Source organism: Pseudomonas sp. ES3-33 (assembly GCF_000952175.1).
GTDB classification, from domain to species: domain Bacteria; phylum Pseudomonadota; class Gammaproteobacteria; order Pseudomonadales; family Pseudomonadaceae; genus Aquipseudomonas; species Aquipseudomonas gregormendelii.
This window is the reverse complement of the sequence record NZ_JZRI01000115.1, coordinates 1-24,814: the sequence shown is the minus strand read 5'-3', so window position 1 is coordinate 24,814 and position 24,814 is coordinate 1. Positions and strand designations below refer to the sequence as shown.

Here is a 24,814-nt window from a genome sequence, read left to right as displayed (position 1 = left end):
CAGGTCCTGGATACGCCGGTGGCCATGATCGAGAACGCCTCCCTGGCGCATCGGCGCGAATGCCGCAGCGACCTGAGCGCCATGGAACAGGATGCGAGTGCGTTTGAACTGAAAAGCCCGGCGATTCTGGTGATTGGGGCCGCGGGCGGACGATCTTTGGGGCCACCGCAAAATCCGTATAAAACCCAAATCGCAGGCAAAGAAAAGCCCGGCCTAAGCCGGGCTTTCCTCAGAGCTGCGAGCTAATTACTTAGCTTGAGCTTCAACCTGCGCTTCTACGCGACGGTTTACAGCGCGGCCAGCTTCAGTAGCGTTGTCAGCAACTGGGCGGGATTCGCCGTAGCCAACAGACTGAACGCGGGACGATTCAACACCGTACTGGTTGGTCAGAACTTGCTTAACGGCGTTTGCACGACGCTCAGACAGCTTCTGGTTGTAAGCGTCAGGACCGACGGAGTCAGTGTGACCTTCAACAGTGGTGCTGGTCGATGGGTACTGCTTCATGAAGTCAGCCAGGTTCTTGATGTCGCCGTAGCTGTTGGTTTTAACAACAGATTTGTCGAAATCGAACTTAACGTCCAGCTCTACACGAACAACTTCAGCAACTGCTGGGCAGCCGTCAGCGTCAACAGTTACGTTGGCTGGGGTGTCCGGGCACTTGTCAACGTTGTCGCAAACGCCGTCGTTGTCGCTGTCGGAGCAGACTTCAGCTGGTGCTGGAACTGGAGCAGCAGCAGGCTTGGAGCCGCCACCGAAGTTCACACCGATACCGACGCTAGGAGCCCACTCGGTGTCGCCCTGGTCGATGTTGTATTGAGCTTCAACGCCAGCACGGGCGTAGAAGTTCTCGGTGAAGTACAGCTTGGCACCGCCGCCAACGTTGGCGAAGGTGGAACGGTTACGACCGTTCGAGCCGTTCTGATCGATGCTCTGATCGGAGAAACCGGCCGAAACGTATGGACGAACCATGTCGCCTGGGTTGTTGAAGTGGTACAGAGCGTCCAGAGCGGTGTTAGCGCCCTTGATGTTCTGGCCGCTGTCGGAACGGACATTGTGCACTTCGTCGTAGGCCAGACGCAGTTCAACGTCGTCAGTCAGGAAGTAACCTACGGAACCGCCGAACAGGTTGCCGTCATTCTTGAAGTTACGAGCGCTGTCGAATTGTTCTTTCTTAGCGAAGCCTTCGATTTCAACTGCGCCTTGGCCTTGTGCCAGAGCGCCGAACGAAGTGGCGGCAATAAGAGAGCCAATGGCCAAGCCCAAGGTGTTTTTCAGTTTCATCCGTTAAATCCCCATCTGGTGATTGTGAAGCAGTCCCGCAAACCGGGGGACAACTCGGCGGCAAGTCTATCAGAACTTGCCTACACGTAAGAGATATTTGCGTCGAACTAAGTTTCAGCTACGCCTGCAAATTTCTCACGCAATTTATCTAGAGCACGTTTGTAACGCATTTTTGTTGCACTCAAACCCATGTGCATGATGTCTGCGATCTCCTGAAATTCCAGCTCTGCGACAAATCGTAGCACCAGAATTTCGCGGTCAATCGGGTTCACATACACCAGCCAGCGATCAAGTCCACCCTTTTCCTCGGCTTTGGGCATCTTTTCTTCAGATGCTTCCTCGAGGGGGTCGAGACTCAAAGCGTCCATCAAGCGACGCTTACGCCGTTCCTTACGATACTGTGTGATGCATTCGTTGTACGTGATGCTGTAGAGCCAGGTCTTGAACTTCGATTTCCCCTCGAAGTTCTTCAGGCCATACAACACCTTCAGCATCACTTCCTGACAGACATCGTCTGCGTCGCGATCGTTCCCAAGATATCGTGCACAGACGTTAAATAATGTTCTCTGGTAACGCCGCATCAGTTCTTCATAGGCGCGCGTTACGTGAAACAGCTCGGTATGCGAGCGCGCGACCAGCTCCTCATCAGAGAGCTCGCGGGGGTCGTAGCGCGTGGAGAGCGATTGAGCTTTATTCAAAACAAGTCGGGCCGACAGTCAGGTCAATGTCCGCCGCAGCCCTTTCCAGGGCCATTTGCGGCGGCATACATTAGCAGGGTTTGCCGGGTTAGCGGCTACTCACATGCTGCTCCAGGAGGATCCGATTGGAGAGAGAGACCAGCTCACCCTCGTCGGTCAGCAATGTGGTTTTAACCGTGCCGATCTCTTCGATCTGGCCTTCGACCTCGCCAACACGCACTTGTTGCCCAACCTGATACAACTCACGCACATAGATTCCCGCAAGAATCTGACCGGCAATTTCCCGGCTTCCCAATCCCATGGCCAGCGCTACAGCCAGACCAACGGTAATCAAAACGATGACGATCACATGGTTGAGCAGGTCAGTCTTGACCTCCAACTGGCTGATCGCGACCGAAATACTGATGATGATCACCAGGCCCTGGGCGATTCGCCCCAGGCCCGACGCGTAATCCAGCCCTACCCCTTCGGCGGCTCCGCGCACCAGCCCATTGGCCAGTTGCGCCAGAAGCACACCCACCAGCAACACCAGCGCGGCGCCAAAAACCTTCGGCAAATACAGCGCGAGCATGTCTAGCGTAGCTGAGACTCGCTCAAGTCCAAGAGATTCCGCAGCTGAAACCAAAAAAATCAGCAGGACGAACCAATAAACGATTTTACCGATCAATGTCGAGATCGGCACCTGCAGCCCGGCGCGGGACAACAATTTGGTCAGACCAGTGCCGCCCATCAGGCGATCGAGACCCAGCTTGGCCAGCAATTTGGACAGTAACGTGTCGAGCAGCTTGGCCACCACGAAACCCAGGAGCAGCACCACCAGTGCGCCAAAGAGGTTCGGGATGAAGTTTGCAACCTTGGTCCATAACGCTGTCATTGCAGTGACGAGGCTCTGAGTCCAGAGATCAAGTTCCATATTCAATCAGCCTTATCAGCAGTGCGAACGGTAGGTTTACGGTGACGGGAAACCGGCGAGACATGGGCCGATCCGTTATTCAGGGCGATCATCAGCGCGGGCAACCAGCGGCCCAGCAGGCTGAACAGATCACCGGCGCCGACCTGGCGGTTGGCGGTTTTCAGTACACGTCCAAGGCACGCATCGTCGTCCCGGGTGGACGGTGATGCCTTGAGCATGTCGCGCAAAGACTGTTCAAACGGATCGTGCATACGCACCTCTCGTGATGTCTGTGAAAGACGCGATCAAATTTGCCCGGGTCACATGACGCATCGTCAGACCCAACGCAAACGACGGAATAACCACCACTGCCCGAGCGCCACCGAGACCATCATCAGGCAGGCCACAAGGAAGCCATAGGGGCTCTCGGACAACGGAATTCCGCCGACGTTTATACCCAGCAGACCGGCCAGGAAACTCATCGGCAAAAAGATCCCGGTGATGATGCCAAAACGGTACATCGTGCGGTTCATGCGCACGCTCAAACGCCGATCTTCGGCCTCGAGGACCAACCCCACCCGCTCCCTGGTCAATTCCAGCTCTTCGAGATAACGCGTCAGGCTGTTGTTCAATTCGTTCCAGTAATCGGCATCGTCATCGACGAACCAGGGTAATTTGATCCGCGTCAGCTGGCCGAAAATATCGCGCTGCGGAGCGAGGAATCTCTTCAGCGCAGCCGCCCTGCGACGGATCTGCAAAATGGCTCCATGCTCGGGCGTATACCGTTCGTCGGCATCCAGTTTTTCTTCTTCCTCATCGACCACTTCCGAGAGGCAACTGACCAGATCCTGCACCTTGTGCGTGAGCAGCTGGGCCATATAAAGGATGAGTTCAGAGGCGGTTTTTGGGCCTTTGCCTTCTTCGAGCTGCGCCAGCAATTCATCGGTGGCCCGCAACGGGCGCAGGCGCAGGGAAATGACCCGCTGCGCCGAACCGAAGATGCGCACGGAAACCATGTCTTCCGGTTCCGCCCCGGGATTGAGGTTGATGCCGCGCAGGAACAGTAAAAATTCGGAGTCCGGCAGCGGCAACAGGCGCGGCCGGGTGTTCTCCTCGAGCAGCAGGTCGCAGCTGAACTCGGTCAGGCCGCTGTATTTACGCAGCCAGGTCTGGGTCTGCGGATGACTGCGGTCCCAGTGCAGCCACAGGCTTTCGTGGGCCTGCAACTGCAAGTCATCGAGCTCAGTCCGGGCTATCGAACGCGCACCGCCTTTACCATCCAGCACCAGGGCATGCACCAGCCCCCACTGCGCGTTGTCTTCCTCGAACATCCTCACCCCTAAGTTGGTCGCGCGTGCTTACTCGGGCATCTGCAGCGGGCTGGGCGAGATGATCACGCCGTTGTTGTCCGCATAGATGTATTCGCCCGGGCGAAAGGTCACGCCGGCAAACGTCACCGGTATGTTGATTTCGCCGACTCCACGCCGGTCGGACTTGCGTGGGTGGCTGGCGAGGGCCTGAACGCCCAGGTCGGTCTGCGCAATGATATCCACGTCGCGGATGCAGCCGTAGATCACCAGGCCCTCCCAGCCGTTCTTCGCGGCCTTCTCGGCCAGCATGTCGCCCAGCAACGCGTGACGCAGGGAACCGCCGCCGTCGACGACCATCACTTTGCCATGCCCCTCGAGCTCGACCTGCTCCTTGACCCGCGAGTTGTCCTCGAAGCACTTGACGGTCACGATTTCGCCGCCGAAGGAGTCCCGGCCACCGAAATTGCTGAACATCGGTTCCAGCACCTGGACCAGCTCCGGATAGGCGTCGCACAGGTCAGGGGTGATGTAATGGTTCATCGAGAAACTCCTGTAGAGAGGAAGACAATCGAGATGTCGCAAAGTGACCGGAAAAGCATGATGCGTCATATCTTAGCCGCAACCCGGTGCGAGCGAAATGCCCTTGATAGAGCATTGCGCTCAGACTGCTGCGGCTAAATCCGACTGGCCAGGCAACAGCGCCGTGCGCTGGTCGACCAGCCAGCGCGCAACCAGCGGCCACACTTCGGCCTGCGCGGCTTTGCTGACGAGCATCTCGACGTGACCGAAATTATCGGCAAAGCCCTGGTCGCAACCCAGATTGACGAATTGCTTGTGCTCGGAACCGATCTGTTCGAACAGCTTGCGACAGGCCCAGGTCGGGTCCTGATGATCGCCCGCAGCACTGACGGCCAGCACCGGCAGTTGCACGTCCGCCAACCCGGCCCACCAATCCTTGTCCGCATCGCCAAAACGCCCGAACAGTCCGTACCAGCGCATGCTTTCCAGGGCCAGGCCGATCGGCTCGTCCTCCGGACCGCGCTTGAGCCTTGAACCGGAGAGCTGGGCAAAGCGCTTGAGGATGAAGCGACCGCCCCACTCCACCGGTGGGATCTTCAGCGGCCAATAGGTGCGGCTGACCTGTGTACCGAAGAAGGCGGCAGACGCCACCACCGACTCGTCGATGTACTGGCCGCCCAGCGCCGCCGCCAGGGTAATGCCCCCCAGCGAATGTCCAATCCAGTGCGCAGCCTGGCCACTTTGCTCGTGCACGAAGGCGCCAATGGCCGGCAGGTCGTAACGCGCGTAGTCGGCGACGCGGTTCTGCCGGTAACCCTGGTTGCGCTGTGACAGGCCGTGGCCGCGCATTTCCGGGATCCACACATCAAAACCGAGGCGGGTCAGATAAGCACCCAGCCCCAGGCCCTTGGGGGAAAACCAGAATCGGCGGTTGGAGAAGCTGCCATGCAGCAGAATCACCGGCACACCGCGCCGGGACGGCTCGTCGGCCATGCCCAGGCGCGTCACGGCCAGCTCGACGGTGCCGTCCGGGCTGTTGGCGGGTTTCAAACGGTAGACGTCTTCGCTCAGATCACCGCGACGTTCGGCGCTGATCAGGGCGACAGGAAATAGGTGGCTGCTGCTTTGCATAATGCTCTTGCACAAAAAAGGGCGGCGTCCAGAGGAGCCCGCCCTACTTGAATCTCGAAAAACGGCCGCCCCTGACTGTATGTCCATCCCTGTAGGAGCGGCCCGCTCACACAATCAAACGGCTGCTTGACCTTCCGCCAGGAAGAACCAGGTTTCCAGTACGGAGTCCGGGTTCAGCGAAACGCTTTCGATGCCCTGCTCCATCAGCCACTTGGCCAGGTCCGGGTGGTCCGAAGGGCCCTGACCGCAAATGCCGATGTACTTGCCAGCCTTGTTGCACGCGGCAATGGCGTTGGCCAGCAGCTTCTTGACGGCCGGGTTACGTTCGTCGAACAGGTGCGCGATGATCCCGGAGTCACGGTCCAGGCCCAGGGTCAGCTGGGTCAGGTCGTTGGAACCGATGGAGAAGCCGTCGAAGAACTCGAGGAATTCTTCAGCGAGGATCGCGTTCGATGGCAGCTCGCACATCATGATGATGCGCAGACCGTTCTCGCCGCGGGCCAGGCCATTCTCGGCCAGCAGATCGATCACCTGGCTCGCTTCGCCCAAGGTACGGACGAATGGCACCATGATTTCGACGTTGGTCAGGCCCATCTCGTTGCGCACACGCTTGAGGGCGCGGCACTCGAGCTCGAAGCAGTCGCGGAACGCCTCGCTGATGTAACGCGAGGCGCCACGGAAGCCCAGCATCGGGTTTTCTTCTTCCGGTTCGTAGAGCTTGCCGCCGATCAGGTTGGCATATTCGTTGGACTTGAAGTCCGACAGGCGCACGATGACCTTTTTCGGGGTGAACGCGGCGGCCAGGGTGCTGATGCCTTCAACCAGCTTGTCGACGTAAAAATCGACCGGGTCGTTGTAACCGGCGATGCGCTTGTCGACGCTGTCCTTGATGTCCTGCGGCAGGCCGTCGTAGTTCAACAGGGCCTTGGGGTGCACGCCGATCATGCGGTTGATGATGAATTCCAGACGGGCCAGGCCCACACCGGCGTTCGGCAGTTGTGCGAAGTCGAATGCACGGTCCGGGTTGCCGACGTTCATCATGATCTTGAACGGCAGGTCAGGCATGGCATCAACGGAGTTTTTCTTGATGTCGAAGCCCAGTTCGCCTTCGAAGATGTAGCCGGTGTCGCCTTCGGCGCAGGAAACGGTCACGCCCTGGCCGTCTTTCAACAGCTGGGTGGCGTTGCCGCAACCGACCACAGCCGGGATCCCCAGTTCACGAGCGATGATCGCCGCGTGGCAGGTACGACCGCCACGGTTGGTGACGATGGCGCTGGCGCGCTTCATGACCGGTTCCCAGTCCGGGTCGGTCATGTCGGAAACCAGTACGTCGCCTGGCTGGACCTTATCCATCTCGGACACGTCCTTGATGATGCGCACCTTGCCCGCGCCGATGCGCTGGCCGATGGCACGACCTTCAACCAGCACGGTGCCAGTTTCTTTCAACAGGTAACGTTCCATGACGTTGGCCTGGGTGCGGCTCTTCACGGTTTCCGGACGGGCCTGCACGATGTAGAGCTTGCCGTCGTCACCGTCCTTGGCCCACTCGATGTCCATCGGGCACTGGTAGTGCTTCTCGATGATCATCGCCTGCTTGGCCAGCTCGCTGACTTCGGCGTCGCTCAGGCAGAAACGTGCGCGATCAGCCTTGTCGACGTCGATGGTTTTCACCGACTTGCCGGCCGTGGCGACTTCGCCGTAGATCATCTTGATGGCCTTGCTGCCCAGGTTGCGGCGCAGGATGGCCGGACGACCCGCCTCCAGCGTGCCTTTGTGGACATAAAACTCATCCGGGTTCACCGCGCCTTGTACGACGGTTTCACCCAGGCCGTAGGCGCCGGTGATGAACACCACGTCACGGAAGCCCGATTCGGTATCGAGGGTGAACATCACGCCGGCGGTGCCGGTTTCGGAGCGGACCATGCGCTGCACGCCAGCCGACAGGGCCACCAGCTTGTGGTCGAAGCCCTGGTGGACGCGGTAGGAAATCGCACGGTCGTTGAACAGCGAAGCGAACACCTCTTTTGCGGCGCGAATGACGTTTTCGACACCACGGATGTTCAGGAAGGTTTCCTGCTGACCGGCGAAGGAAGCATCCGGCAGGTCTTCGGCAGTCGCGGAAGAGCGCACGGCAACGGCCATGTCAGGGTTGCCGGCCGACAGCGTGGCGAACGCGGTGCGGATCTCGGCGTTGAGCTTCTCGGGGAACTCGGCCTCCATGATCCATTGACGGATCTGGGCGCCGGTCTTGGCGAGGGCGTTGATATCGTCGACGTCGAGGGCGTCCAGGGCGGCGTGGATCTGGTCGTTCAGGCCGCTGAGTTCGAGAAAATCACGATAAGCCTGAGCTGTCGTGGCGAAGCCACCGGGCACCGATACACCGGCACCTGCAAGGTTGCTGATCATCTCGCCCAGGGATGCGTTCTTGCCCCCCACATGCTCAACATCGTGTTTGCCGAGCTTATCGAGGGAAACTACGTACTCTACCAAGGTGATCTCTCCACTAACTGTGTTGGAAAAGCTCAGAAGCCGGCTGCCCTGAGGGGCGTTTTCCGGCTGTATGGCCTGGACCTGGAAAATAAGTGAGAATGCGGGCCATTGGCGGCCGACAAATCGCGCCTATCATATCCAAGAATGATCATTAGCTTAAGGCCCAAGGTGCAAATGAAACGATCTGCTTTCTTTATTTCCGACGGCACCGGCATCACAGCCGAAACCCTGGGCCAAAGCCTCCTGGCGCAGTTCGAAAACATAACCTTCAGCAAATTCACGCGACCGTACATCGACAACGTGGATAAAGCGCGGGCCATGGTACAACAAATCAACAAAGCCGCCGAAACCGACGGCTTCCGGCCGATCATCTTCGACACCATCGTCAATCAGGACATTCGTGAGATCCTCGCCACCTCCAATGGTTTCATGATCGACATTTTCTCGACCTTCCTGGCGCCCCTGGAACAGGAACTGACCGAGCATTCGTCCTACACCGTCGGCAAATCCCATTCGATAGGCACCAGTTCCAATTACATGGAGCGCATCGAGGCGGTGAACTTCGCCCTGGACAACGACGACGGCGCCCGCACCCACTACTACGACAAGGCCGACCTGATCCTGGTGGGCGTATCGCGCTGCGGCAAGACCCCGACCTGCCTGTACATGGCCATGCAATTCGGCATCCGCGCGGCCAATTACCCGCTCACCGAAGACGACATGGAGCGCCTGCAACTGCCCAACGCCCTGCGCGCCCATCAGCACAAGCTGTTCGGCCTGACCATCGACCCGGACCGCCTGACGGCCATCCGCAACGAGCGCAAGCCCAACAGCCGCTATTCGAGTTACGCCCAGTGCGAATTCGAAGTGCGCGAGGTGGAGAACCTGTTTCGCCGCGAGAATATTCCCAACATCAACTCCACGCATTTTTCGGTTGAAGAGATTTCGGCGAAGATCCTGGTGGAGAAAGGGGTGGAGCGGCGGTTCAAGTAATTCTCCAACGCCTGTTCCGGCCTCATCGCCAGCAGGCTGGCTCCCACAGGGAACCTGCGGTGCACACAAATCAACTGTGGGAGTTAGCCTGCTAGCGGTTCAAGTAATTCTCCATTGCCTGTTCCGGCCTCATCGCCAGCAGGCTGGCTCCCACAGGGAACCTGCAGTGCACACAAATCAACTGTGGGAGTTAGCCTGATAGCGGTTCAAGTAATTCTCCATTGCCTGTTCCGGCCTCATCGCCAGCAGGCTGGTTCCCACAGGGAACCTGCGGTGCACACAAATCAACTGTGGGAGCCAGCCTGCTGGCGATTGAACGATAACGCGGTCCCTCAGATAACAAACAAATCCATAAACCTGTTCACCGGTGTCGCCTCAAGCCGAGCCTGATCCTTGCACAGCTCGACGATCTCATCGCTACGCTGGCGGGTGAATCGTGTCAGCAGGTTCGTCCTGAACTTGTCCTCCAGCAATGGAATGCCTTCGGCACGACGCCTGCGATGGCCGATCGGGTACTCCACCGCTACGTTCTCGGTACTGGTCCCGTCCTTGAAAAACACCTGCACCGCATTGGCGATCGAGCGCTTGTCGGCTTCCAGGTATTCACCGGTGTAAACCGGGCTTTCGACGATGACCATTTTCTCGCGCAGCACATCGATGATCGGGTGCGCAGCGTGGAAGGCATCCTCGTAGTGCTCGGCCACCAGGTTGCCGAACGCCAGTGGCACGGCCGTCATGTACTGGATGCAATGATCGCGATCCGCCGCGTTGGCCAGCGGGCCGACCTTGGAAATGATGCGGATCGCCGACTCGTGGGTGGTGATGACGATCCGGTCGATTTCATGCAGGCGGTTGCGCACCTGTGGGTACAGGGTCACGGCCGCTTCACAGGCAGTTTGTGCGTGGAACTCGGCGGGAAAGCTGATCTTAAACAGCACGTTTTCCATCACGTAGGAGCCGTATGCGCGGGAGAAACTGAACACGCGCTTGTCTTGCGGCTTGAGCGCCAGATCGTTGTTGGTGTGGCTGAACAAGACGTCGTAGAACCCCCACTGCCGGGCCGTCAGCACCCCGGGAATGCCCATTTCCCCGCGCATGGCGATGTCCGCCAGGCGTACTCCGCGACTGGTGGCATCGCCTGCTGCCCAGGACTTTCGCGAGCCGGCATTCGGTGCATGTCGGTAGGTGCGCAGGGCCTGGCCGTCGGCAAAGGCATGGGACAAGGCTGACAGCAGTTGCTCGCGATTGGCGCCCATGAGTTTGGCGGTGACGGCGGTCGAGGCGACTTTGACCAGGATGACGTGGTCCAGACCCACTCGGTTGAAGGAGTTTTCCAGGGCAATCACGCCCTGGATTTCGTGGGCCATGATCATGGCTTCAAGCACTGCGCGCAGGGTCAGCGGCGCTTCGCCATTGGCCAGGCGTTTTTGCGACAGGTGGTCGGCTACCGCGAGAATAGCGCCGAGGTTATCCGACGGGTGACCCCACTCTGCGGCGAGCCAGGTGTCGTTGTAATCGAGCCAGCGCACGATGCAACCGATATCCCAGGCGGCCTTCACCGGGTCGAGGCGGTAGCTGGTGCCCGGCACCCGGGCGCCAAAAGGCACCACCGTGCCGTCGACGATCGGGCCCAGGTGTTTGGTGCACTCGGGGAAGCGCAGGGCCAGCAGGCCGCAGCCGAGGGTGTCGATCAGGCAGTTGCGGGCAGTGTCCAGGGCTTCGGCAGATTCAACCTTGAAGGTGAGGACGTAGTCGGCGATGTCCTGCAGGACGGAGTCGTAGTCGGGGCGGTTGTTCTGGTCGACGTTGGTGCTCATGTTCGATTCACTCTTGAAGTGGTTCGTTGATGGGACCTCGGTTCAGGGCAATCAAATTTTATTATTGAAATGCTTTCCCACTGTAGGAGGTGCCGAAGGCTCGGGCCGCGTTCGGACGATCTTTTGATCTTGATCGTAAAAACCAGGATCAAAAGATCGCAGCCTTCGGCAGCTCCTACAGGGGCGTGCGTGCCGGGTTAGAAGGAATCACCCGGTACGCGCACGAAGCCTTCCATCAGTACCCGCGCACTGCGGCTCATGATGGCTTTTTTCACGGTCCACTCGCCGTCAACCAGGCTCGCCTCGGCGCCTACGCGCAGGGTGCCGGATGGATGGCCGAAGCGCACCGCATTGCGTTCGGTACCGCCGGCGGCGAGGTTGACCAACGTGCCGGAAATCGCTGCCGCCGTACCAATGGCCACGGCTGCCGTGCCCATCATTGCGTGGTGCAACTTGCCCATGGACAGCGCGCGTACCAGCAGGTCGACATCCCCCGTCTTGATCGCCTTGCCGCTGGACGCTACGTAGTCCGCAGGCGCAGCTACGAAGGCCACTTTCGGTGTGTGCTGACGCGTGGCCGCTTCGTCGAGGTTCTTGATCAGGCCCATGCGCAGGGCGCCGTAAGCGCGAATGGTCTCGAACATCGCCAGCGCTTTGGGGTCGCCGTTGATCGCACCCTGCAGTTCGGTGCCGGTGTAACCGATGTCTTGCGCGTTGACGAAGATGGTCGGGATGCCAGCGTTGATCATGGTCGCCTTGAAGGTCCCCACGCCCGGTACTTCCAGGTCATCCACGAGGTTCCCGGTGGGGAACATCGAACCACCGCCACCCTCTTCTTCCGCAGCCGGGTCGAGAAATTCGACCTGGACTTCGGCCGCGGGAAAGGTCACGCCATCGAGTTCAAAATCGCCGGTTTCCTGCACCTCGCCGTGGGTGATCGGCACGTGGGCGATGATGGTCTTGCCGATGTTGGCCTGCCACACGCGAACCACGGCCACGCCGTTTTGCGGGACACGGCTGGCGTCCACCAGGCCATTGCTGATGGCAAAAGAACCGACCGCCGCCGACAGGTTGCCGCAGTTGCCGCTCCAGTCGACAAAAGGCTTGTCGATAGACACTTGGCCGAACAGGTAATCGACGTCGTGGTCGGCCTTGGTGCTTTTCGACAGGATTACGGTTTTGCTGGTGCTGGAGGTGGCGCCGCCCATGCCGTCGATTTGCTTGTCGTAAGGGTCGGGGCTGCCGATCACCCGTAGCAGCAAGGCATCGCGCGCCGGGCCTGGAACCTGTGCCGCTTCGGGCAGGTCTTTGAGGCTGAAAAACACCCCCTTGCTGGTGCCGCCACGCATGTAGGTGGCGGGGATTTTGATCTGCGGTGCGAACGGGGTTGCGTGAGCCATGGTGCTCCTTAAAAGACGCGACGGAACCTGAAGTCCCGTCGCGGCATATCGAGTTGTTAAACGGCCACCGCCGACTCTTCGAGGAAGTCCTGGGCGAAACGTTGCAGCACGCCACCCGCCTCGTAGATCGACACTTCTTCAGCGGTATCGAGGCGGCAGGTCACCGGCACATCGACGCGCTCGCCGTTCTTGCGATGGATCACCAGCGTCAGTTCGGCACGCGGCGTACGCTCGCCAATCACGTCGTAGGTTTCGCTGCCGTCGATGGCCAGGGTGTGGCGGTCGGTGCCTGGCTTGAACTCCAGCGGCAACACGCCCATGCCCACCAGGTTGGTGCGGTGGATGCGTTCGAAACCTTCGGCGGCAATCGCTTCCACTCCGGCCAGGCGCACGCCTTTCGCCGCCCAGTCCCGGGAAGAACCCTGGCCATAGTCGGCGCCGGCGATGATGATCAGCGGCTGCTTGCGTTCCATGTAGGTTTCGATGGCTTCCCACATGCGCATCACCTGCCCTTCCGGCTCGACGCGTGCCAGCGAACCTTGCTTGACCTTGCCGTTTTCCCGGACCATTTCGTTGAACAGTTTCGGGTTGGCAAAGGTCGCGCGTTGCGCGGTCAAGTGGTCGCCTCGATGAGTCGCGTAAGAGTTGAAGTCCTCTTCCGGCAGGCCCATTTTCGCCAGGTACTCACCGGCGGCGCTGTCGAGCATGATCGCGTTCGACGGCGACAGGTGATCGGTGGTGATGTTGTCCGGCAGCACTGCCAGCGGACGCATGCCCTTGAGCGGACGGGCACCGGCCAGCGCGCCTTCCCAGTAGGGCGGACGGCGGATGTAGGTGCTCATCTCGCGCCAGTCGTACAGCGGCGTGACTTTCGGGCCGGTGTCTTCGTGGATGGCGAACATCGGGATGTAGACCTGGCGGAACTGCTCGGGTTTGACCGATGCCTTGACCACTGCGTCGATCTCTTCGTCGCTTGGCCAGATGTCCTTCAGGCGAATTTCCTTGCCGTCTGCGTCCAGGCCCAGCACGTCTTTCTCGATGTCGAAACGGATGGTGCCGGCAATGGCGTAGGCGACCACCAGTGGCGGGGACGCGAGGAACGCATTCCTGGCGTACGGGTGAATCCGCCCGTCGAAGTTGCGGTTACCCGACAGCACGGCGGTGGCGTACAGGTCGCGGTCGATAATTTCCTGCTGGATCACCGGATCCAGTGCGCCAGACATGCCGTTGCAGGTGGTGCAGGCGAAGGCCACGACGCCGAAGCCCAGTTGCTCGAGTTCGTCGGTCAGGCCGGCTTCATCGAGGTACAGCGCGACGGTTTTCGAGCCCGGCGCCAGGGACGACTTGACCCATGGCTTGCGGGTCAACCCCAGCTTGTTGGCATTGCGCGCCAGCAGGCCGGCGGCGATCACGTTACGCGGGTTGCTGGTGTTGGTGCAGCTGGTGATGGCGGCAATGATCACGGCGCCGTCGGGCATCTGGCCTGGAACATCGTCCCACTGACCGGAGATGCCTTTGGCGGCCAGGTCCGACACCGCGACACGGGCGTGCGGGTTGCTCGGGCCGGCCATGTTGCGCACCACCGAAGACAGGTCGAAGGTCAACCCACGTTCGTATTGCGCGTGCTTCAAGCTGTCAGCCCATAGGCCGGTAGTCTTGGCGTAGTTCTCCACCAGCTGCACCTGCTCGTCTTCACGGCCGGTGAGTTTGAGGTAGTCGATGGTTTGCTGGTCGATGTAGAACATCGCAGCCGTGGCGCCGTACTCCGGGGCCATGTTGGAGATGGTGGCGCGGTCGCCGAGGGTCAGCCTGGACGCGCCTTCACCGAAGAACTCCAGCCATGCGCCGACGACTTTTTGCTGACGCAGGAACTCGGTCAGCGCCAGCACCATGTCAGTGGCGGTGATGCCCGGTTGCAGCTTGCCGGTCAGTTCAACGCCAACGCTTTCCGGCAGACGCATCCACGACGCGCGTCCAAGCATCACGCTTTCCGCTTCCAGGCCACCCACGCCAATGGCGATCACGCCCAGCGCATCGACATGCGGGGTGTGGCTGTCGGTGCCGACGCAGGTGTCGGGGAATGCCACGCCGTCGCGCACCTGAATCACCGGAGACATTTTCTCCAGGTTGATCTGGTGCATGATGCCGTTGCCTGGCGGGATCACATCAACGTTTTTGAAGGCTTTTTTGGTCCAGTTGATGAAGTGGAAACGGTCTTCGTTGCGGCGGTCTTCGATGGCGCGGTTCTTCTCGAACGCTTCCGGATCAAACCCGCCGCGCTCGACGGCCAGGGAGTGGTCGACGATCAGCTGAGTCGGCACTACCGGGTTGACTTGCGCCGGGTCGCCGCCTTGTAACGCGATGGCGTCGCGCAGGCCGGCGAGGTCGACCAGCGCGGTCTGGCCGAGGATGTCGTGGCAGACCACGCGCGCCGGGAACCACGGAAAATCGAGGTCGCGTTTGCGCTCGATGAATTGCTTGAGGGATTCGGTGAGCGTGGCCGGGTCGCAGCGACGCACCAGGTTTTCCGCAAGGACGCGGGAGGTGTATGGCAGGGTGTCGTAGGCACCCGGCTGGATGGCTTCGACAGCCGCGCGGACGTCGAAGTAATCCAGATGGCTGCCGGGCAGCGGTTTGCGAAATTCAGTGTTCATCGTCAGGACTCGGTCACGGTAGATGCAAAGGGTGGGGCCGGACATTAATGCTGAATGGACTCCGATCCCCTGTAGGAGCTGCCGCAGGCTGCGATCTTTTGATCTTCGGCAATTTTTGAATCGCCAGAGAATCAAGATCAAAAGATCGCAGCCTGCGGCAGCTCCTACAAGGGTTCCCGGTTCATTCAGCAACCAGCGCGGGAGCCCCCACCATTCAGCGTTGTTCGATTGGCACGAACTTGCGCTGTTCGACGCCGGTGTACTCGGCGCTCGGGCGGATGATGCGGTTGTTGGCGCGTTGTTCGAAGACGTGCGCCGCCCAGCCGGTCAGGCGCGAGCAGACGAAGATCGGGGTGAACAACTTGGTCGGGATGCCCATGAAGTGGTACGTCGACGCGTGGTAGAAGTCGGCGTTGGGAAACAGTTTTTTCTGTTCCCACATGGTCTTGTCGATCGCCTCGGACACCGGGAACAACACAGTGTCGCCGACTTCTTCGGCGAGCTTTTTCGACCAGCCCTTGATCACCTCGTTGCGCGGATCGTTGTCCTTATAGATCGCGTGGCCGAAGCCCATGATCTTGTCCTTGCGCTCGAGCATGCCGAGGGTGCCCTTGATCGCCTCTTCCGGGGACGAGAAACGCTCGATCATTTCCATCGCCGCTTCGTTGGCGCCACCGTGCAATGGTCCACGCAGAGAGCCGATGGCCGCGGTGATGCACGAGTAGAGGTCGGACAGGGTCGAGGCACACACCCGTGCGGTGAAGGTCGAGGCGTTGAACTCATGTTCCGCGTAGAGGATCAGCGAAACGTTCATCACCTTGACGTGCAGCTCGCTTGGTTTCTTGCTGTGCAGCAGGTGCAGGAAGTGACCACCGATGGATGGTTCGTCGCTCACGCAGTTGATGCGCTTGCCGTCGTGGCTGTAGCGGTACCAATAGCACATGATCGCCGGGAAAGCGGCCAGCAGGCGATCGGTCTTGTCATGCTGCTCGGAGAAGTCTTTCTCCGGTTCCAGGTTGCCCAGGAACGAACAGCCGGTGCGCATCACGTCCATCGGATGGGCGTCGGCCGGAATGCGTTCCAGGACTTCCTTGAGCGCTTGCGGCAGGTCGCGCAGTTTGCCGAGTTTGTCCTGGTAAGCGGCGAGTTGTGCCTGGGTCGGCAGCTCGCCGTACAGCAGCAGGTACGCCACTTCTTCAAATTGTGCGTCTGCCGCCAGTTCGCGAACGTCGTAGCCGCGATAGGTCAGGCCTGCGCCCGACTGGCCCACGGTGGACAGTGCGGTTTGCCCGGCAACCTGACCACGGAGCCCGGCGCCACTGAGTACTTTTGCTTCGGCCATTGCTGTCTCCAATTTTGAATTTGTTAGGGAATCTGCAATTTCTGGTGATGCTGAAAAGATCGCAGCCTTCGGCAGCTCCTACAGGACCGCGTTCGACGCACCCCGTAGGAGCTGTCGAGTGAAACGAGGCTGCGATCTTTACCGGTCATTTCTTGGCGGCAAACAACGCATCAAGCTTCTGCTCGAACGTGTGGTAATCGATGCGATCGTAAAGCTCCATGCGAGTCTGCATGGTGTCGATGACGTTTTGCTGAGTGCCGTCGCGACGGATCGCGGTGTAGACGTTTTCCGCCGCCTTGTTCATGGCCCGGAAGGCTGACAGCGGGTACAGCGCCAGGGACACGTCGGCACCCGCCAACTGCTCGGTGGTGTACAGCGGGGTCGCGCCGAACTCGGTGATGTTGGCCAGGATCGGCGCTTTCACGCGGTTGGCGAACAGCTTGTACATATCCAGTTCGGTGATGGCTTCCGGGAAAATCATGTCGGCGCCGGCCTCGATGCACGCGGCGGCGCGATCCAGGGCAGACTCCAGGCCTTCCACTGCCAGGGCGTCGGTGCGGGCCATGATCACGAAACTGTCATCGGTACGCGCATCGACGGCCGCCTTGATGCGGTCGACCATCTCCTGCAGCGACACGATCTCTTTATTAGGGCGATGACCGCAGCGCTTGGCGCCGACCTGGTCTTCGATATGAATCGCCGCCGCGCCAAACTTGATCATCGACTTGACGGTACGCGCGACGTTGAACGCCGAGGAACCGAACCCGGTATCCACGTCCACCAGCAGCGGCAGGTCGCAGACATCGGTAATGCGCCGTACGTCGGTCAGCACGTCATCCAGGCTGGTGATACCCAGGTCCGGCACGCCGAGGGAGCCAGCCGCGACCCCGCCACCCGACAGGTAGATGGCCTTGAAACCGGCGCGCTTGGCCAGCAATGCATGGTTGGCGTTGATCGCGCCAACGACTTGCAACGGATGCTCGCTGGCGACCGCATCGCGGAAACGCTGGCCTGGAGTGCTCTTGTTGGAACTCATGACTCACCTCGTTCAGTGGCTGTCTGGTTAGCGCCGTCCTGGTAGTGACGGGCGATATTGCGTTTGGAGGCGCCGATATGGCGGCGCATCAACAACTCGGCCAGTTCACCGTCACGGTCGGCGATGGCATCGAGAATTCGGTGGTGTTCGGCGAACGCCTGGTGCGGGCGGTTGGGCGTGGTGGAAAACTTCATGCGGTACATGCGCACCAGTTGATACAACTCGCCGCAGAGCATCTGGGTCAGGGTGCGGTTGCCGCTGCCCTGGATGATCCGGTAATGGAAATCGAAGTCGCCTTCCTGCTGGTAATAACCGATGCCGGCCTGGAACGCCTCGTCGCGCTCATGGGTTTCGAGCACCCGGCGCAGTTCGTCGATTTCTTCCAGGGTCATGCGCTCGGCCGCCAGGCGGCAGGCCATGCCCTCCAGAGACTCGCGAATTTCGTAGAGTTCCAGCAGTTCGGCGTGATTGAGCGATACCACGCGCGCCCCGACATGCGGTACGCGCACCAGCAGGCGCTGGCCTTCCAGGCGATGGATGGCCTCGCGCAGCGGCCCGCGGCTGATGCCATAAGTGCGCGCCAGCTCCGGTTCGGAGATCTTGCTGCCCGGAGCGATCTCGCCCTTGACGATGGCCGCCTGGATGCGCCGGAAGACGTTCTCGGACAACGTCTCCGAATCGTCTTGGGCAATGACCGGGGGATCGAGTTGATCCAGCATATTGTCGACACCTTGAAAGCTGATACCGCGAAAACTAGCGAAAACGGTACGTACAGTCAAAGGAAATATGGATATTGTCGACAATCGTCTAATAAGCGTATGAAACCTACCGGCTCGGCATTAGAGGGTATAGCCCCCTGCCAGCGGTGGCGCCATAAAACCACCGTGCTAGAATGCCGCCCGCATTTGTTTGTGACATCTGCACGGCCTGTCATCACTTGATGGCTGGCATACGAGGGAGCTTGCGCAGCGATGCCAGGGCCTTGAATCAATACACGGACCGCTGCGCCCCAGGATTTATGACACTCAAGCCCTTTTTCACCTTCCTCTACCTCCTTTGCCTGCCCGGCGTCGCCGCGGCGGGGGAAAAGACCGTTTACGGCCTCAACGAATATGCGTCCCTCAATGGCATCGACCTTGAAGTCGCGGCCAAACTCGACACAGGCGCGAAAACCGCCTCGCTGAGTGCCCGGGATATCAAGCGCTTCAAGCGCAATGGCGAATCCTGGGTGCGCTTCTACCTGGCCATCGACACCGCGCACTCGCATCCGATCGAGCGGCCGCTGGCCCGCGTCAGCAAGATCAAGCGACGCGCCGGGGACTACGATCCCGATGAGGGCAAGAAGTACACCGCTCGTCCGGTGATCGAGCTGGATATTTGCATGGGTTCGGCTTTACGCAGCATCGAAGTGAACCTAACCGACCGCAGCGCTTTCCAATTCCCGCTCCTGATCGGCTCCGAAGCACTGAAACGCTTCGACGCGCTGGTCGATCCAAGTCTTAAATACGCTGCTGGCAAACCCGCCTGCGCCACCGACGCACATACCGCAGAGTAATTCCAATGCGCGCTCTTACACTCCATCTGAGAATCCTGATCGCCATCCTGGTGGTGCTGGGCATTTCAGTGACGGCCTATCAGATTTTCGTGCTCGGCATTCCCGTGACCGAAGACGCTACCGACGACTTGTGGAACATCGACGCCAAGGTCGAGTTCGTCGCCAGCGCCAAGGATCCGGTCAAGATCCAGATGTTCGTGCCGCCGTTGAGCCGCGACTATGTCAGCCTCAACGAAAGCTTCATTTCCAATAACTATGGGGTGGCGGTTAACCGTGTCGACGGCAACCGCAAGGTCACCTGGTCTGCGCGACGGGCCAAGGGCAACCAGACGCTGTACTACCGCCTGGTGCTGACCAAGCGCTACACCGGCGAGAAGGCCAAGATCAAGGGTCCCACCTTCCGCGACAGCATCGTGGTCGAAGGTCCGGAGAAAATCGCCGCCGAAGCCCTGCTCGCACCGATCCGCCAGCATTCGGCCGACGTCGAAACCTTTATTGGCGAGGCCATCAAGCGGGTCAACAACCTCAACGACGACAACGTGAAGCTGCTGCTGGGCGGTGATCCATCCACCGTGCACAAGGCGCGGATCGTCGAGCTGCTGCTGTCGATCGCCCACGTGCCGATCGAGAAAGTCCACACCATCCGCCTGGTGGCCGACCAGCCGCAAGTGCCCGAACTGTGGCTGCGCAGCTTCAACGGCACCGACTGGCTGTACTTCAACCCGGAAACCGGCGAGCAGGGCCTGCCGACCGACCGCCTGCTGTGGTGGACCGGCGATGAAAACCTGATCACCGTCGAGGGTGGCAAAAAAGCCAATGTGACCTTCAGCCTGAACAACAGCGAAATGAACGCCATTCGCCTGGCCAAGCTGACGGATGAAAACACCGACGCCAACTTCCTCGAATATTCGCTGTATGGCCTGCCGCTGCAGACCCAGCAGACCTTCATGATCATGGTGATGATCCCGATCGGCGTGCTGGTGATCCTGATCCTGCGCAACCTGATCGGCCTCCAGACCCTCGGGACCTTTACTCCGGTACTGATCGCCCTGGCCTTCCGGGAAACCCAGCTGGGCTTCGGCATCGTGCTGTTCACCATCATCACTGCGCTTGGGCTGTCACTGCGTTCCTACCTCGAGCACCTGAAGCTGCAGATGTTGCCGAGGCTGTCGGTGGTGCTGACGTTCGTGGTGGTGCTGATTGCGGCGATCAGCCTGTTCAGCCACAAGCTCGGCCTGGAACGCGGGCTGTCGGTTGCGCTGTTCCCGATGGTGATTCTGACCATGACCATCGAACGCCTGTCGATCACCTGGGAAGAGCGCGGGGGTGGCCATGCCATGAAAGTGGCGGTCGGCACACTGTTCGCCGCCTCCCTGGCGCACCTGATCATGAGCGTGCCGGAACTGGTGTACTTCGTGTTCACGTTCCCGGCGATCCTGCTGATCCTGGTGGGCTTCATGCTGGCCATGGGTCGCTATCGCGGCTACCGCCTGACCGAGCTGGTGCGCTTCAAGGCGTTCCTGAAGAAGGCTGACGCCTGATGTTCGGTTTCTGGAAGACCTGGAAGGCCCTGGAAGCCCGGGGCATCATGGGGATCAATCGGCGCAACGCGGACTATGTGCTCAAGTACAACAAGCGCAGCCTGTACCCGATTGTCGATGACAAGATCATCACCAAGGAGCGCGCGATCGCTGCCGGCATCCATGTGCCGGAACTGTACGGGGTGATCTCCACCGAGAAGGAAATCGACAAGCTCGACGAGATCATCGGCGGGCGCACCGATTTCGTGGTCAAGCCGGCCCAGGGCGCTGGCGGTGACGGCATCATCGTGATCGCTGACCGCTTCGAGGGGCGCTACCGCACGGTGTCCGGGAAGATCATCAGCCATGAGGAGATCGAGCACCATATCTCCAGCATCCTCACTGGCCTGTATTCCCTGGGCGGTCACCGCGACCGCGCCCTGATCGAATACCGAGTGATCCCGGACCAGATTTTCAAGAGCATCAGCTATGAGGGCGTGCCGGACATCCGCATCATCGTGCTGATGGGCTACCCGGTCATGGCCATGCTGCGCCTGCCGACTCGCCAGTCCGGCGGCAAGGCCAACCTGCACCAGGGCGCCATCGGCGTAGGTGTCGACCTTGCCACCGGCCTGACGCTGCGCGGCACCTGGCTGAACAACATCATCACCAAGCACCCCGACACCACCAATGCGGTCGATGGCGTGCAACTGCCCTACTGGGACGGCTTCATGAAGCTCGCCGCCGGCTGTTATGAGCTGTGCGGGCTGGGCTACATTGGCGTGGACATGGTGCTCGACCAGGAAAAAGGCCCGCTGATTCTCGAGCTCAATGCCCGGCCCGGCCTGAACATCCAGATTGCCAACGATTGCGGGCTGACGCTGCGCACCCATGCCGTCGAGGCGCGACTGGAAGACTTGAAAGCCCGCGGCGTGACCGAGACGGTCGAGGAGCGCGTGGCGTTCGTGCAGGAAATGTTCGGGCATATTCCACCGGTTGAAGGCTGACCGTCCATGCTGACCTGTTCCGTACACCCGCTGCCCTATCGCGCCAATCCTGCCGATTATTTCGCGATCATTCGCCATGCCCCGGGCGCCGTGCTGCTCGACAGCGGCCGGCCGACCGCCGACCGAGGTCGCCATGACCTGCTCAGCGCCTGGCCGCTGGAGCAACTGGCGGTGCTGCCTGACGAAAGTGGCAGCGATTTCCTGCAACGCCTGCGGGACAACCTGACGCGCCTGGGTGAAGCCTCGGTACCGCTCGACCTGCCTTTCGCGGGCGGGCTGATCGGGTATCTGAGCTATGACTTCGGCCGTCATCTGGAGCAACTGCCAAGCGTGGCCAGGGACGATTTGCATCTGCCGGACGCTCGCTTCGGACTGTATGCCTGGGCCCTGATCAGCGACCACCAGCTGGCCACCAGCCAACTGGTATTTCACCCGACGCTGGCCGATAGCGAACGCCAGCGCCTGATCGAACTGTTCAGTGGAACAACCAGCGATGAAATCGAGCCGTTCCGGCTGACCGCGCCGATGAGCCCCGACCTGAGCGCTGACGAGTATCGTCAGGCGCTGGAGCGTATCCAGCAGTACATCCAGGCCGGTGATTGCTACCAGGTCAACTTCGCCCAGCGTTTCCGCGCCGAGTGCCAGGGCGATCCCTGGGCGGCCTATTGCGCCCTGCGAGCGGCCTGCCCGACGCCGTTTTCCGGTTTCCAGAGCCTGCCTGATGGCGGCGCGGTGCTGAGCCTTTCACCCGAGCGTTTCGTCAAAGTCAGCCAGGGCCTGGTCGAAACCCGCCCGATCAAAGGCACGCGGCCCCGGGGCCAGACCGCAGCTGAAGACGCAGCCAACGCCGCTGAACTGCTGGCCAGCCCCAAGGATCGCGCCGAGAACCTGATGATCGTCGACCTGCTGCGCAACGACCTCGGGCGCACCTGCCGCATTGGTTCGGTGCGGGTGCCGGAGCTGTTCAGCCTGGAAAGCTACCCCAACGTGCACCATCTGGTGAGCAGCGTCACGGGTGAACTGGCCGCAGACCGCGATGCCCTGGACCTGATTGCCGGCAGCTTCCCCGGAGGCTCGATTACCGGCGCACCGAAAATCCGCGCGATGCAGATTATTGACGAACTGGAACCGACCCGACGGGGCCTGTATTGCGGCTCGCTGTTGTATCTGGACGTGCGCGGCGAGATGGACAGTTCCATCGCCATTCGCAGTTTGCTGGTCAAGGACGGGCAGGTGTGTTGCTGGGGTGGCGGCGGGATCGTCGCGGACTCGCAGTGGCAGGCCGAGTATGCGGAGTCGATCACCAAGGTGAAGGTACTGCTCGATACCCTGCAGAACCTTTAATCAATTGACTGAACAACACCTGATCAATCGACTGAACAACACCATCACTGTAGGAGCTGCCGCAGGCTGCGATCTTTTGACTTTGATTTTTAAGGTCAAGATCAAAAGATCGCAGCCTTCGGCAGCTCCTACGGGGGAGATCGGGGGATATGGGGGATTTGTGTTTACAAGGTCAGGGCCCGGTTCGAGGCCTTGATGAACTCCTGCTTGAGCTCCTCAAAGGTATGCACCGCCGGGAATTGCGGGAACTCGCGGATTACATTGTCCGGCGCATGGAACAGGATCCCCGCATCCGCTTCGCCCAGCATCGTCGTGTCGTTGTACGAATCCCCTGCTGCGATCACACGATAATAAAGACTCTTGAAAGCCAGGACCGACTGGCGCTTGGGGTCTCTCTGACGCAACTGATAGCTCGTCACTCGACCGGCGTCATCGGTAATCAGCCGATGGCACAGCAGTGTCGGGAAACCCAGCTGGCGCATCAGCGGCTGGGAGAATTCGTAGAACGTATCTGACAGGATCACCACCTGAAAGCGTTCACGCAGCCAATTGACGAACTCCACCGCACCGTCCAGAGGCTTCAACGTGGCGATCACTTCCTGGATATCGGACAGCTTCAGGCCGTGCTCGTCGAGAATCCGCAGGCGCTGTTTCATCAGCACGTCGTAGTCGGGAATGTCCCGAGTGGTGGCCTTGAGGGATTCGATCCCGGTTTTTTCGGCGAAGGCGATCCAGATTTCGGGAACCAGTACCCCTTCAAGATCCAGGCAAGCAATTTCCACAAGACACTCCCATTTGTAGTGATTATTGAGTCGAGCGAGCAAAAAGACTGCCGAACTCTAACCACTCGCACTAGCCTGCGCAACGCAGAGGACGCGCCAGCGCTTGTCGGATTTTGTTACCATCAGCCCCATATAGAGCGCCCAGCGCCACCGACCTGTAGGAAGCCGCCCTGATGAGCCCATCGTTCGATGTCGTGGAACTCGCCACGACCTATGCCAATAAATCTGCCCAGGACATTCTCAAACTCGCGTTTGCCGAGTTCGGCGATGACCTGTGGATATCCTTCAGCGGCGCCGAAGACGTGGTGCTCGTGGACATGGCCTGGAAGCTGAACAAGAACGTCAAGGTGTTCAGCCTCGACACCGGCCGCCTGCATCCAGAGACCTACCGCTTCATCGATCAGGTGCGCGAGCACTACAAGATCGAGATCGAGCTCGTGTCGCCGGACTACACGAAACTGGAACCTTTCGTTAAGGAAAAAGGCCTGTTCAGTTTCTATAAGGACGGTCATGGTGAATGCTGTGGCATCCGCAAGATCGAACCGCTGCGGCGCAAACTGTCCGGCGTACGCGCATGGGCGACCGGCCAGCGGCGCGACCAGAGCCCGGGCACGCGCAGTGCGGTGGCCGTGATGGAAATCGACACCGCGTTTTCCACCCCCGAACGCACCCTTTACAAGTTCAACCCGCTGGCGCAGATGACCAGCGAAGAGATCTGGGGCTACATCCGCATGCTCGAACTGCCGTACAACAGCCTGCACGAGCGCGGCTTCATCAGCATCGGCTGCGAACCCTGCACCCGCCCGGTGCTGCCGAACCAGCATGAACGCGAAGGTCGTTGGTGGTGGGAAGAGGCGACGCAGAAAGAGTGCGGGTTGCATGCGGGAAACATCATCGGCAAGTCCAAGGCCTAATCTGCGCCTCACTAAAAAATGTGTACACACGACTGTCACCATCGGTGCCATTTGTGTGTGCACTTTTTGTTTCATCGCCCCAAAACGTTACATTTTCCCGCCCTCACCCCCTCCGCCGATCCGGTACTC

Annotated in this window: 21 protein-coding genes and 1 pseudogene; 7 read left to right on the top strand and 15 right to left on the bottom strand. The window is 60.2% G+C overall.

Annotated features, from left to right (window positions below):
- Positions 1 to 9: 9 nt before the first annotated feature.
- Positions 10 to 246, top strand: a pseudogene (locus UB23_RS30360) (hypothetical protein); the annotation flags it as partial.
- Here the strand turns inward: UB23_RS30360 and UB23_RS19795 are convergent.
- The 8 genes from UB23_RS19795 to ppsA all read right to left on the bottom strand — a co-directional run bounded on the left by UB23_RS19795 (position 247) and on the right by ppsA (position 8,321).
- Positions 247 to 1,281, bottom strand: a complete 1,035-nt coding sequence (locus tag UB23_RS19795; protein WP_045060999.1) for an OmpA family protein — start codon at positions 1,279 to 1,281, stop codon at positions 247 to 249.
- A 107-nt stretch (positions 1,282 to 1,388) separates the two neighbouring features.
- A complete protein-coding gene (gene sigX, locus UB23_RS19790; protein WP_045060998.1) occupies positions 1,389 to 1,979 on the bottom strand; it encodes an RNA polymerase sigma factor SigX in 591 nt (196 codons plus the stop codon).
- 88 nt (positions 1,980 to 2,067) lie between these two features.
- Complete coding sequence (locus UB23_RS19785) at positions 2,068 to 2,892, bottom strand: mechanosensitive ion channel family protein (RefSeq protein ID WP_008048604.1); 825 nt, start codon at positions 2,890 to 2,892, stop codon at positions 2,068 to 2,070.
- 2 nt (positions 2,893 to 2,894) lie between these two features.
- Positions 2,895 to 3,143: a hypothetical protein gene (locus tag UB23_RS19780; protein WP_045060997.1), complete on the bottom strand. Its 249-nt coding sequence runs from the start codon at positions 3,141 to 3,143 to the stop codon at positions 2,895 to 2,897.
- A gap of 63 nt (positions 3,144 to 3,206) precedes the next feature.
- A complete protein-coding gene (locus tag UB23_RS19775; protein ID WP_045060996.1) occupies positions 3,207 to 4,202 on the bottom strand; it encodes a zinc transporter ZntB in 996 nt (331 codons plus the stop codon).
- Between the two features lie 27 nt (positions 4,203 to 4,229).
- Positions 4,230 to 4,721, bottom strand: coding sequence for a ribonuclease E activity regulator RraA (gene rraA, locus UB23_RS19770; protein ID WP_045060995.1), 492 nt, complete (start codon positions 4,719 to 4,721; stop codon positions 4,230 to 4,232).
- A gap of 120 nt (positions 4,722 to 4,841) precedes the next feature.
- Positions 4,842 to 5,831, bottom strand: coding sequence for an alpha/beta fold hydrolase (locus tag UB23_RS19765; RefSeq protein ID WP_045060994.1), 990 nt, complete (start codon positions 5,829 to 5,831; stop codon positions 4,842 to 4,844).
- A 114-nt stretch (positions 5,832 to 5,945) separates the two neighbouring features.
- Positions 5,946 to 8,321, bottom strand: a complete 2,376-nt coding sequence (ppsA, locus tag UB23_RS19760; protein WP_045060993.1) for a phosphoenolpyruvate synthase — start codon at positions 8,319 to 8,321, stop codon at positions 5,946 to 5,948.
- A gap of 174 nt (positions 8,322 to 8,495) precedes the next feature.
- Between ppsA and ppsR the strand changes: the two genes are divergently transcribed.
- Entirely contained in the window at positions 8,496 to 9,314 is an 819-nt protein-coding gene (gene ppsR / locus UB23_RS19755; RefSeq protein ID WP_045060992.1) for a posphoenolpyruvate synthetase regulatory kinase/phosphorylase PpsR, read from the top strand.
- A gap of 332 nt (positions 9,315 to 9,646) precedes the next feature.
- Here ppsR and prpD read toward each other — a convergent pair whose 3' ends face one another.
- The 6 genes from prpD to UB23_RS19725 all read right to left on the bottom strand — a co-directional run bounded on the left by prpD (position 9,647) and on the right by UB23_RS19725 (position 18,279).
- Complete coding sequence (gene prpD / locus UB23_RS19750; protein ID WP_045060991.1) at positions 9,647 to 11,131, bottom strand: 2-methylcitrate dehydratase; 1,485 nt, start codon at positions 11,129 to 11,131, stop codon at positions 9,647 to 9,649.
- Positions 11,132 to 11,328: 197 nt separating this feature from the next.
- Positions 11,329 to 12,531, bottom strand: a complete 1,203-nt coding sequence (prpF, locus tag UB23_RS19745; RefSeq protein WP_045060990.1) for a 2-methylaconitate cis-trans isomerase PrpF — start codon at positions 12,529 to 12,531, stop codon at positions 11,329 to 11,331.
- Positions 12,532 to 12,587: 56 nt separating this feature from the next.
- Positions 12,588 to 15,185, bottom strand: a complete 2,598-nt coding sequence (acnD, locus tag UB23_RS19740) for a Fe/S-dependent 2-methylisocitrate dehydratase AcnD (RefSeq protein ID WP_045060989.1) — start codon at positions 15,183 to 15,185, stop codon at positions 12,588 to 12,590.
- A gap of 214 nt (positions 15,186 to 15,399) precedes the next feature.
- Positions 15,400 to 16,527, bottom strand: coding sequence for a bifunctional 2-methylcitrate synthase/citrate synthase (prpC, locus tag UB23_RS19735; RefSeq protein ID WP_045060988.1), 1,128 nt, complete (start codon positions 16,525 to 16,527; stop codon positions 15,400 to 15,402).
- Positions 16,528 to 16,672: 145 nt separating this feature from the next.
- Positions 16,673 to 17,563 carry a methylisocitrate lyase gene (gene prpB / locus UB23_RS19730; RefSeq protein ID WP_045060987.1) on the bottom strand — a complete coding sequence of 297 codons (891 nt, stop codon included), beginning with the start codon at positions 17,561 to 17,563 and terminating at the stop codon, positions 16,673 to 16,675.
- Complete coding sequence (locus UB23_RS19725; RefSeq protein ID WP_177328579.1) at positions 17,560 to 18,279, bottom strand: GntR family transcriptional regulator; 720 nt, start codon at positions 18,277 to 18,279, stop codon at positions 17,560 to 17,562. Before UB23_RS19725 ends, prpB begins: the two co-directional genes overlap by 4 nt.
- Before the next feature lie 302 nt (positions 18,280 to 18,581).
- Between UB23_RS19725 and rloA the strand changes: the two genes are divergently transcribed.
- The 4 genes from rloA to pabB are packed head-to-tail and all read left to right on the top strand — an operon-like array spanning position 18,582 to position 22,989.
- Positions 18,582 to 19,118 carry a retropepsin-like aspartic peptidase RloA gene (gene rloA, locus UB23_RS19720; RefSeq protein ID WP_045060985.1) on the top strand — a complete coding sequence of 179 codons (537 nt, stop codon included), beginning with the start codon at positions 18,582 to 18,584 and terminating at the stop codon, positions 19,116 to 19,118.
- A 5-nt stretch (positions 19,119 to 19,123) separates the two neighbouring features.
- Positions 19,124 to 20,659: an osmotic stress tolerance membrane protein RloB gene (rloB, locus tag UB23_RS19715; RefSeq protein WP_045060984.1), complete on the top strand. Its 1,536-nt coding sequence runs from the start codon at positions 19,124 to 19,126 to the stop codon at positions 20,657 to 20,659.
- Positions 20,659 to 21,645: an alpha-L-glutamate ligase-like protein gene (locus UB23_RS19710; RefSeq protein ID WP_045060983.1), complete on the top strand. Its 987-nt coding sequence runs from the start codon at positions 20,659 to 20,661 to the stop codon at positions 21,643 to 21,645. The genes rloB and UB23_RS19710 overlap by 1 nt, the downstream gene beginning before the upstream one ends.
- Before the next feature lie 6 nt (positions 21,646 to 21,651).
- Positions 21,652 to 22,989, top strand: coding sequence for an aminodeoxychorismate synthase component I (gene pabB, locus UB23_RS19705; RefSeq protein ID WP_045060982.1), 1,338 nt, complete (start codon positions 21,652 to 21,654; stop codon positions 22,987 to 22,989).
- Positions 22,990 to 23,153: 164 nt separating this feature from the next.
- Here the strand turns inward: pabB and thrH are convergent, their stop codons facing one another.
- On the bottom strand, positions 23,154 to 23,771 hold the full coding sequence (gene thrH, locus UB23_RS19700; protein ID WP_045060981.1) for a bifunctional phosphoserine phosphatase/homoserine phosphotransferase ThrH: 618 nt from the start codon (positions 23,769 to 23,771) through the stop codon (positions 23,154 to 23,156).
- Between the two features lie 173 nt (positions 23,772 to 23,944).
- Between thrH and UB23_RS19695 the strand changes: the two genes are divergently transcribed.
- On the top strand, positions 23,945 to 24,685 hold the full coding sequence (locus UB23_RS19695) for a phosphoadenylyl-sulfate reductase (protein WP_045060980.1): 741 nt from the start codon (positions 23,945 to 23,947) through the stop codon (positions 24,683 to 24,685).
- Positions 24,686 to 24,814 lie beyond the last annotated feature (129 nt).

Bases quoted from the DNA above. Each gene is read 5' to 3' on its own strand.
- prpD (WP_045060991.1), bottom strand. From the start codon at position 11,131: ATGAGCACCAACGTCGACCAGAACAACCGCCCCGACTACGACTCCGTC.
- rloA (WP_045060985.1), top strand. From the start codon at position 18,582: ATGACACTCAAGCCCTTTTTCACCTTCCTCTACCTCCTTTGCCTGCCC.
- prpB (WP_045060987.1), bottom strand. From the start codon at position 17,563: ATGAGTTCCAACAAGAGCACTCCAGGCCAGCGTTTCCGCGATGCGGTC.
- UB23_RS19765 (WP_045060994.1), bottom strand. From the start codon at position 5,831: ATGCAAAGCAGCAGCCACCTATTTCCTGTCGCCCTGATCAGCGCCGAA.
- pabB (WP_045060982.1), top strand. From the start codon at position 21,652: ATGCTGACCTGTTCCGTACACCCGCTGCCCTATCGCGCCAATCCTGCC.
- rraA (WP_045060995.1), bottom strand. From the start codon at position 4,721: ATGAACCATTACATCACCCCTGACCTGTGCGACGCCTATCCGGAGCTG.
- UB23_RS19785 (WP_008048604.1), bottom strand. From the start codon at position 2,892: ATGGAACTTGATCTCTGGACTCAGAGCCTCGTCACTGCAATGACAGCG.
- prpC (WP_045060988.1), bottom strand. From the start codon at position 16,527: ATGGCCGAAGCAAAAGTACTCAGTGGCGCCGGGCTCCGTGGTCAGGTT.
- ppsR (WP_045060992.1), top strand. From the start codon at position 8,496: ATGAAACGATCTGCTTTCTTTATTTCCGACGGCACCGGCATCACAGCC.
- prpF (WP_045060990.1), bottom strand. From the start codon at position 12,531: ATGGCTCACGCAACCCCGTTCGCACCGCAGATCAAAATCCCCGCCACC.
- rloB (WP_045060984.1), top strand. From the start codon at position 19,124: ATGCGCGCTCTTACACTCCATCTGAGAATCCTGATCGCCATCCTGGTG.
- UB23_RS19695 (WP_045060980.1), top strand. From the start codon at position 23,945: ATGAGCCCATCGTTCGATGTCGTGGAACTCGCCACGACCTATGCCAAT.
- UB23_RS19710 (WP_045060983.1), top strand. From the start codon at position 20,659: ATGTTCGGTTTCTGGAAGACCTGGAAGGCCCTGGAAGCCCGGGGCATC.
- UB23_RS19795 (WP_045060999.1), bottom strand. From the start codon at position 1,281: ATGAAACTGAAAAACACCTTGGGCTTGGCCATTGGCTCTCTTATTGCC.
- UB23_RS19780 (WP_045060997.1), bottom strand. From the start codon at position 3,143: ATGCACGATCCGTTTGAACAGTCTTTGCGCGACATGCTCAAGGCATCA.
- UB23_RS19775 (WP_045060996.1), bottom strand. From the start codon at position 4,202: ATGTTCGAGGAAGACAACGCGCAGTGGGGGCTGGTGCATGCCCTGGTG.
- acnD (WP_045060989.1), bottom strand. From the start codon at position 15,185: ATGAACACTGAATTTCGCAAACCGCTGCCCGGCAGCCATCTGGATTAC.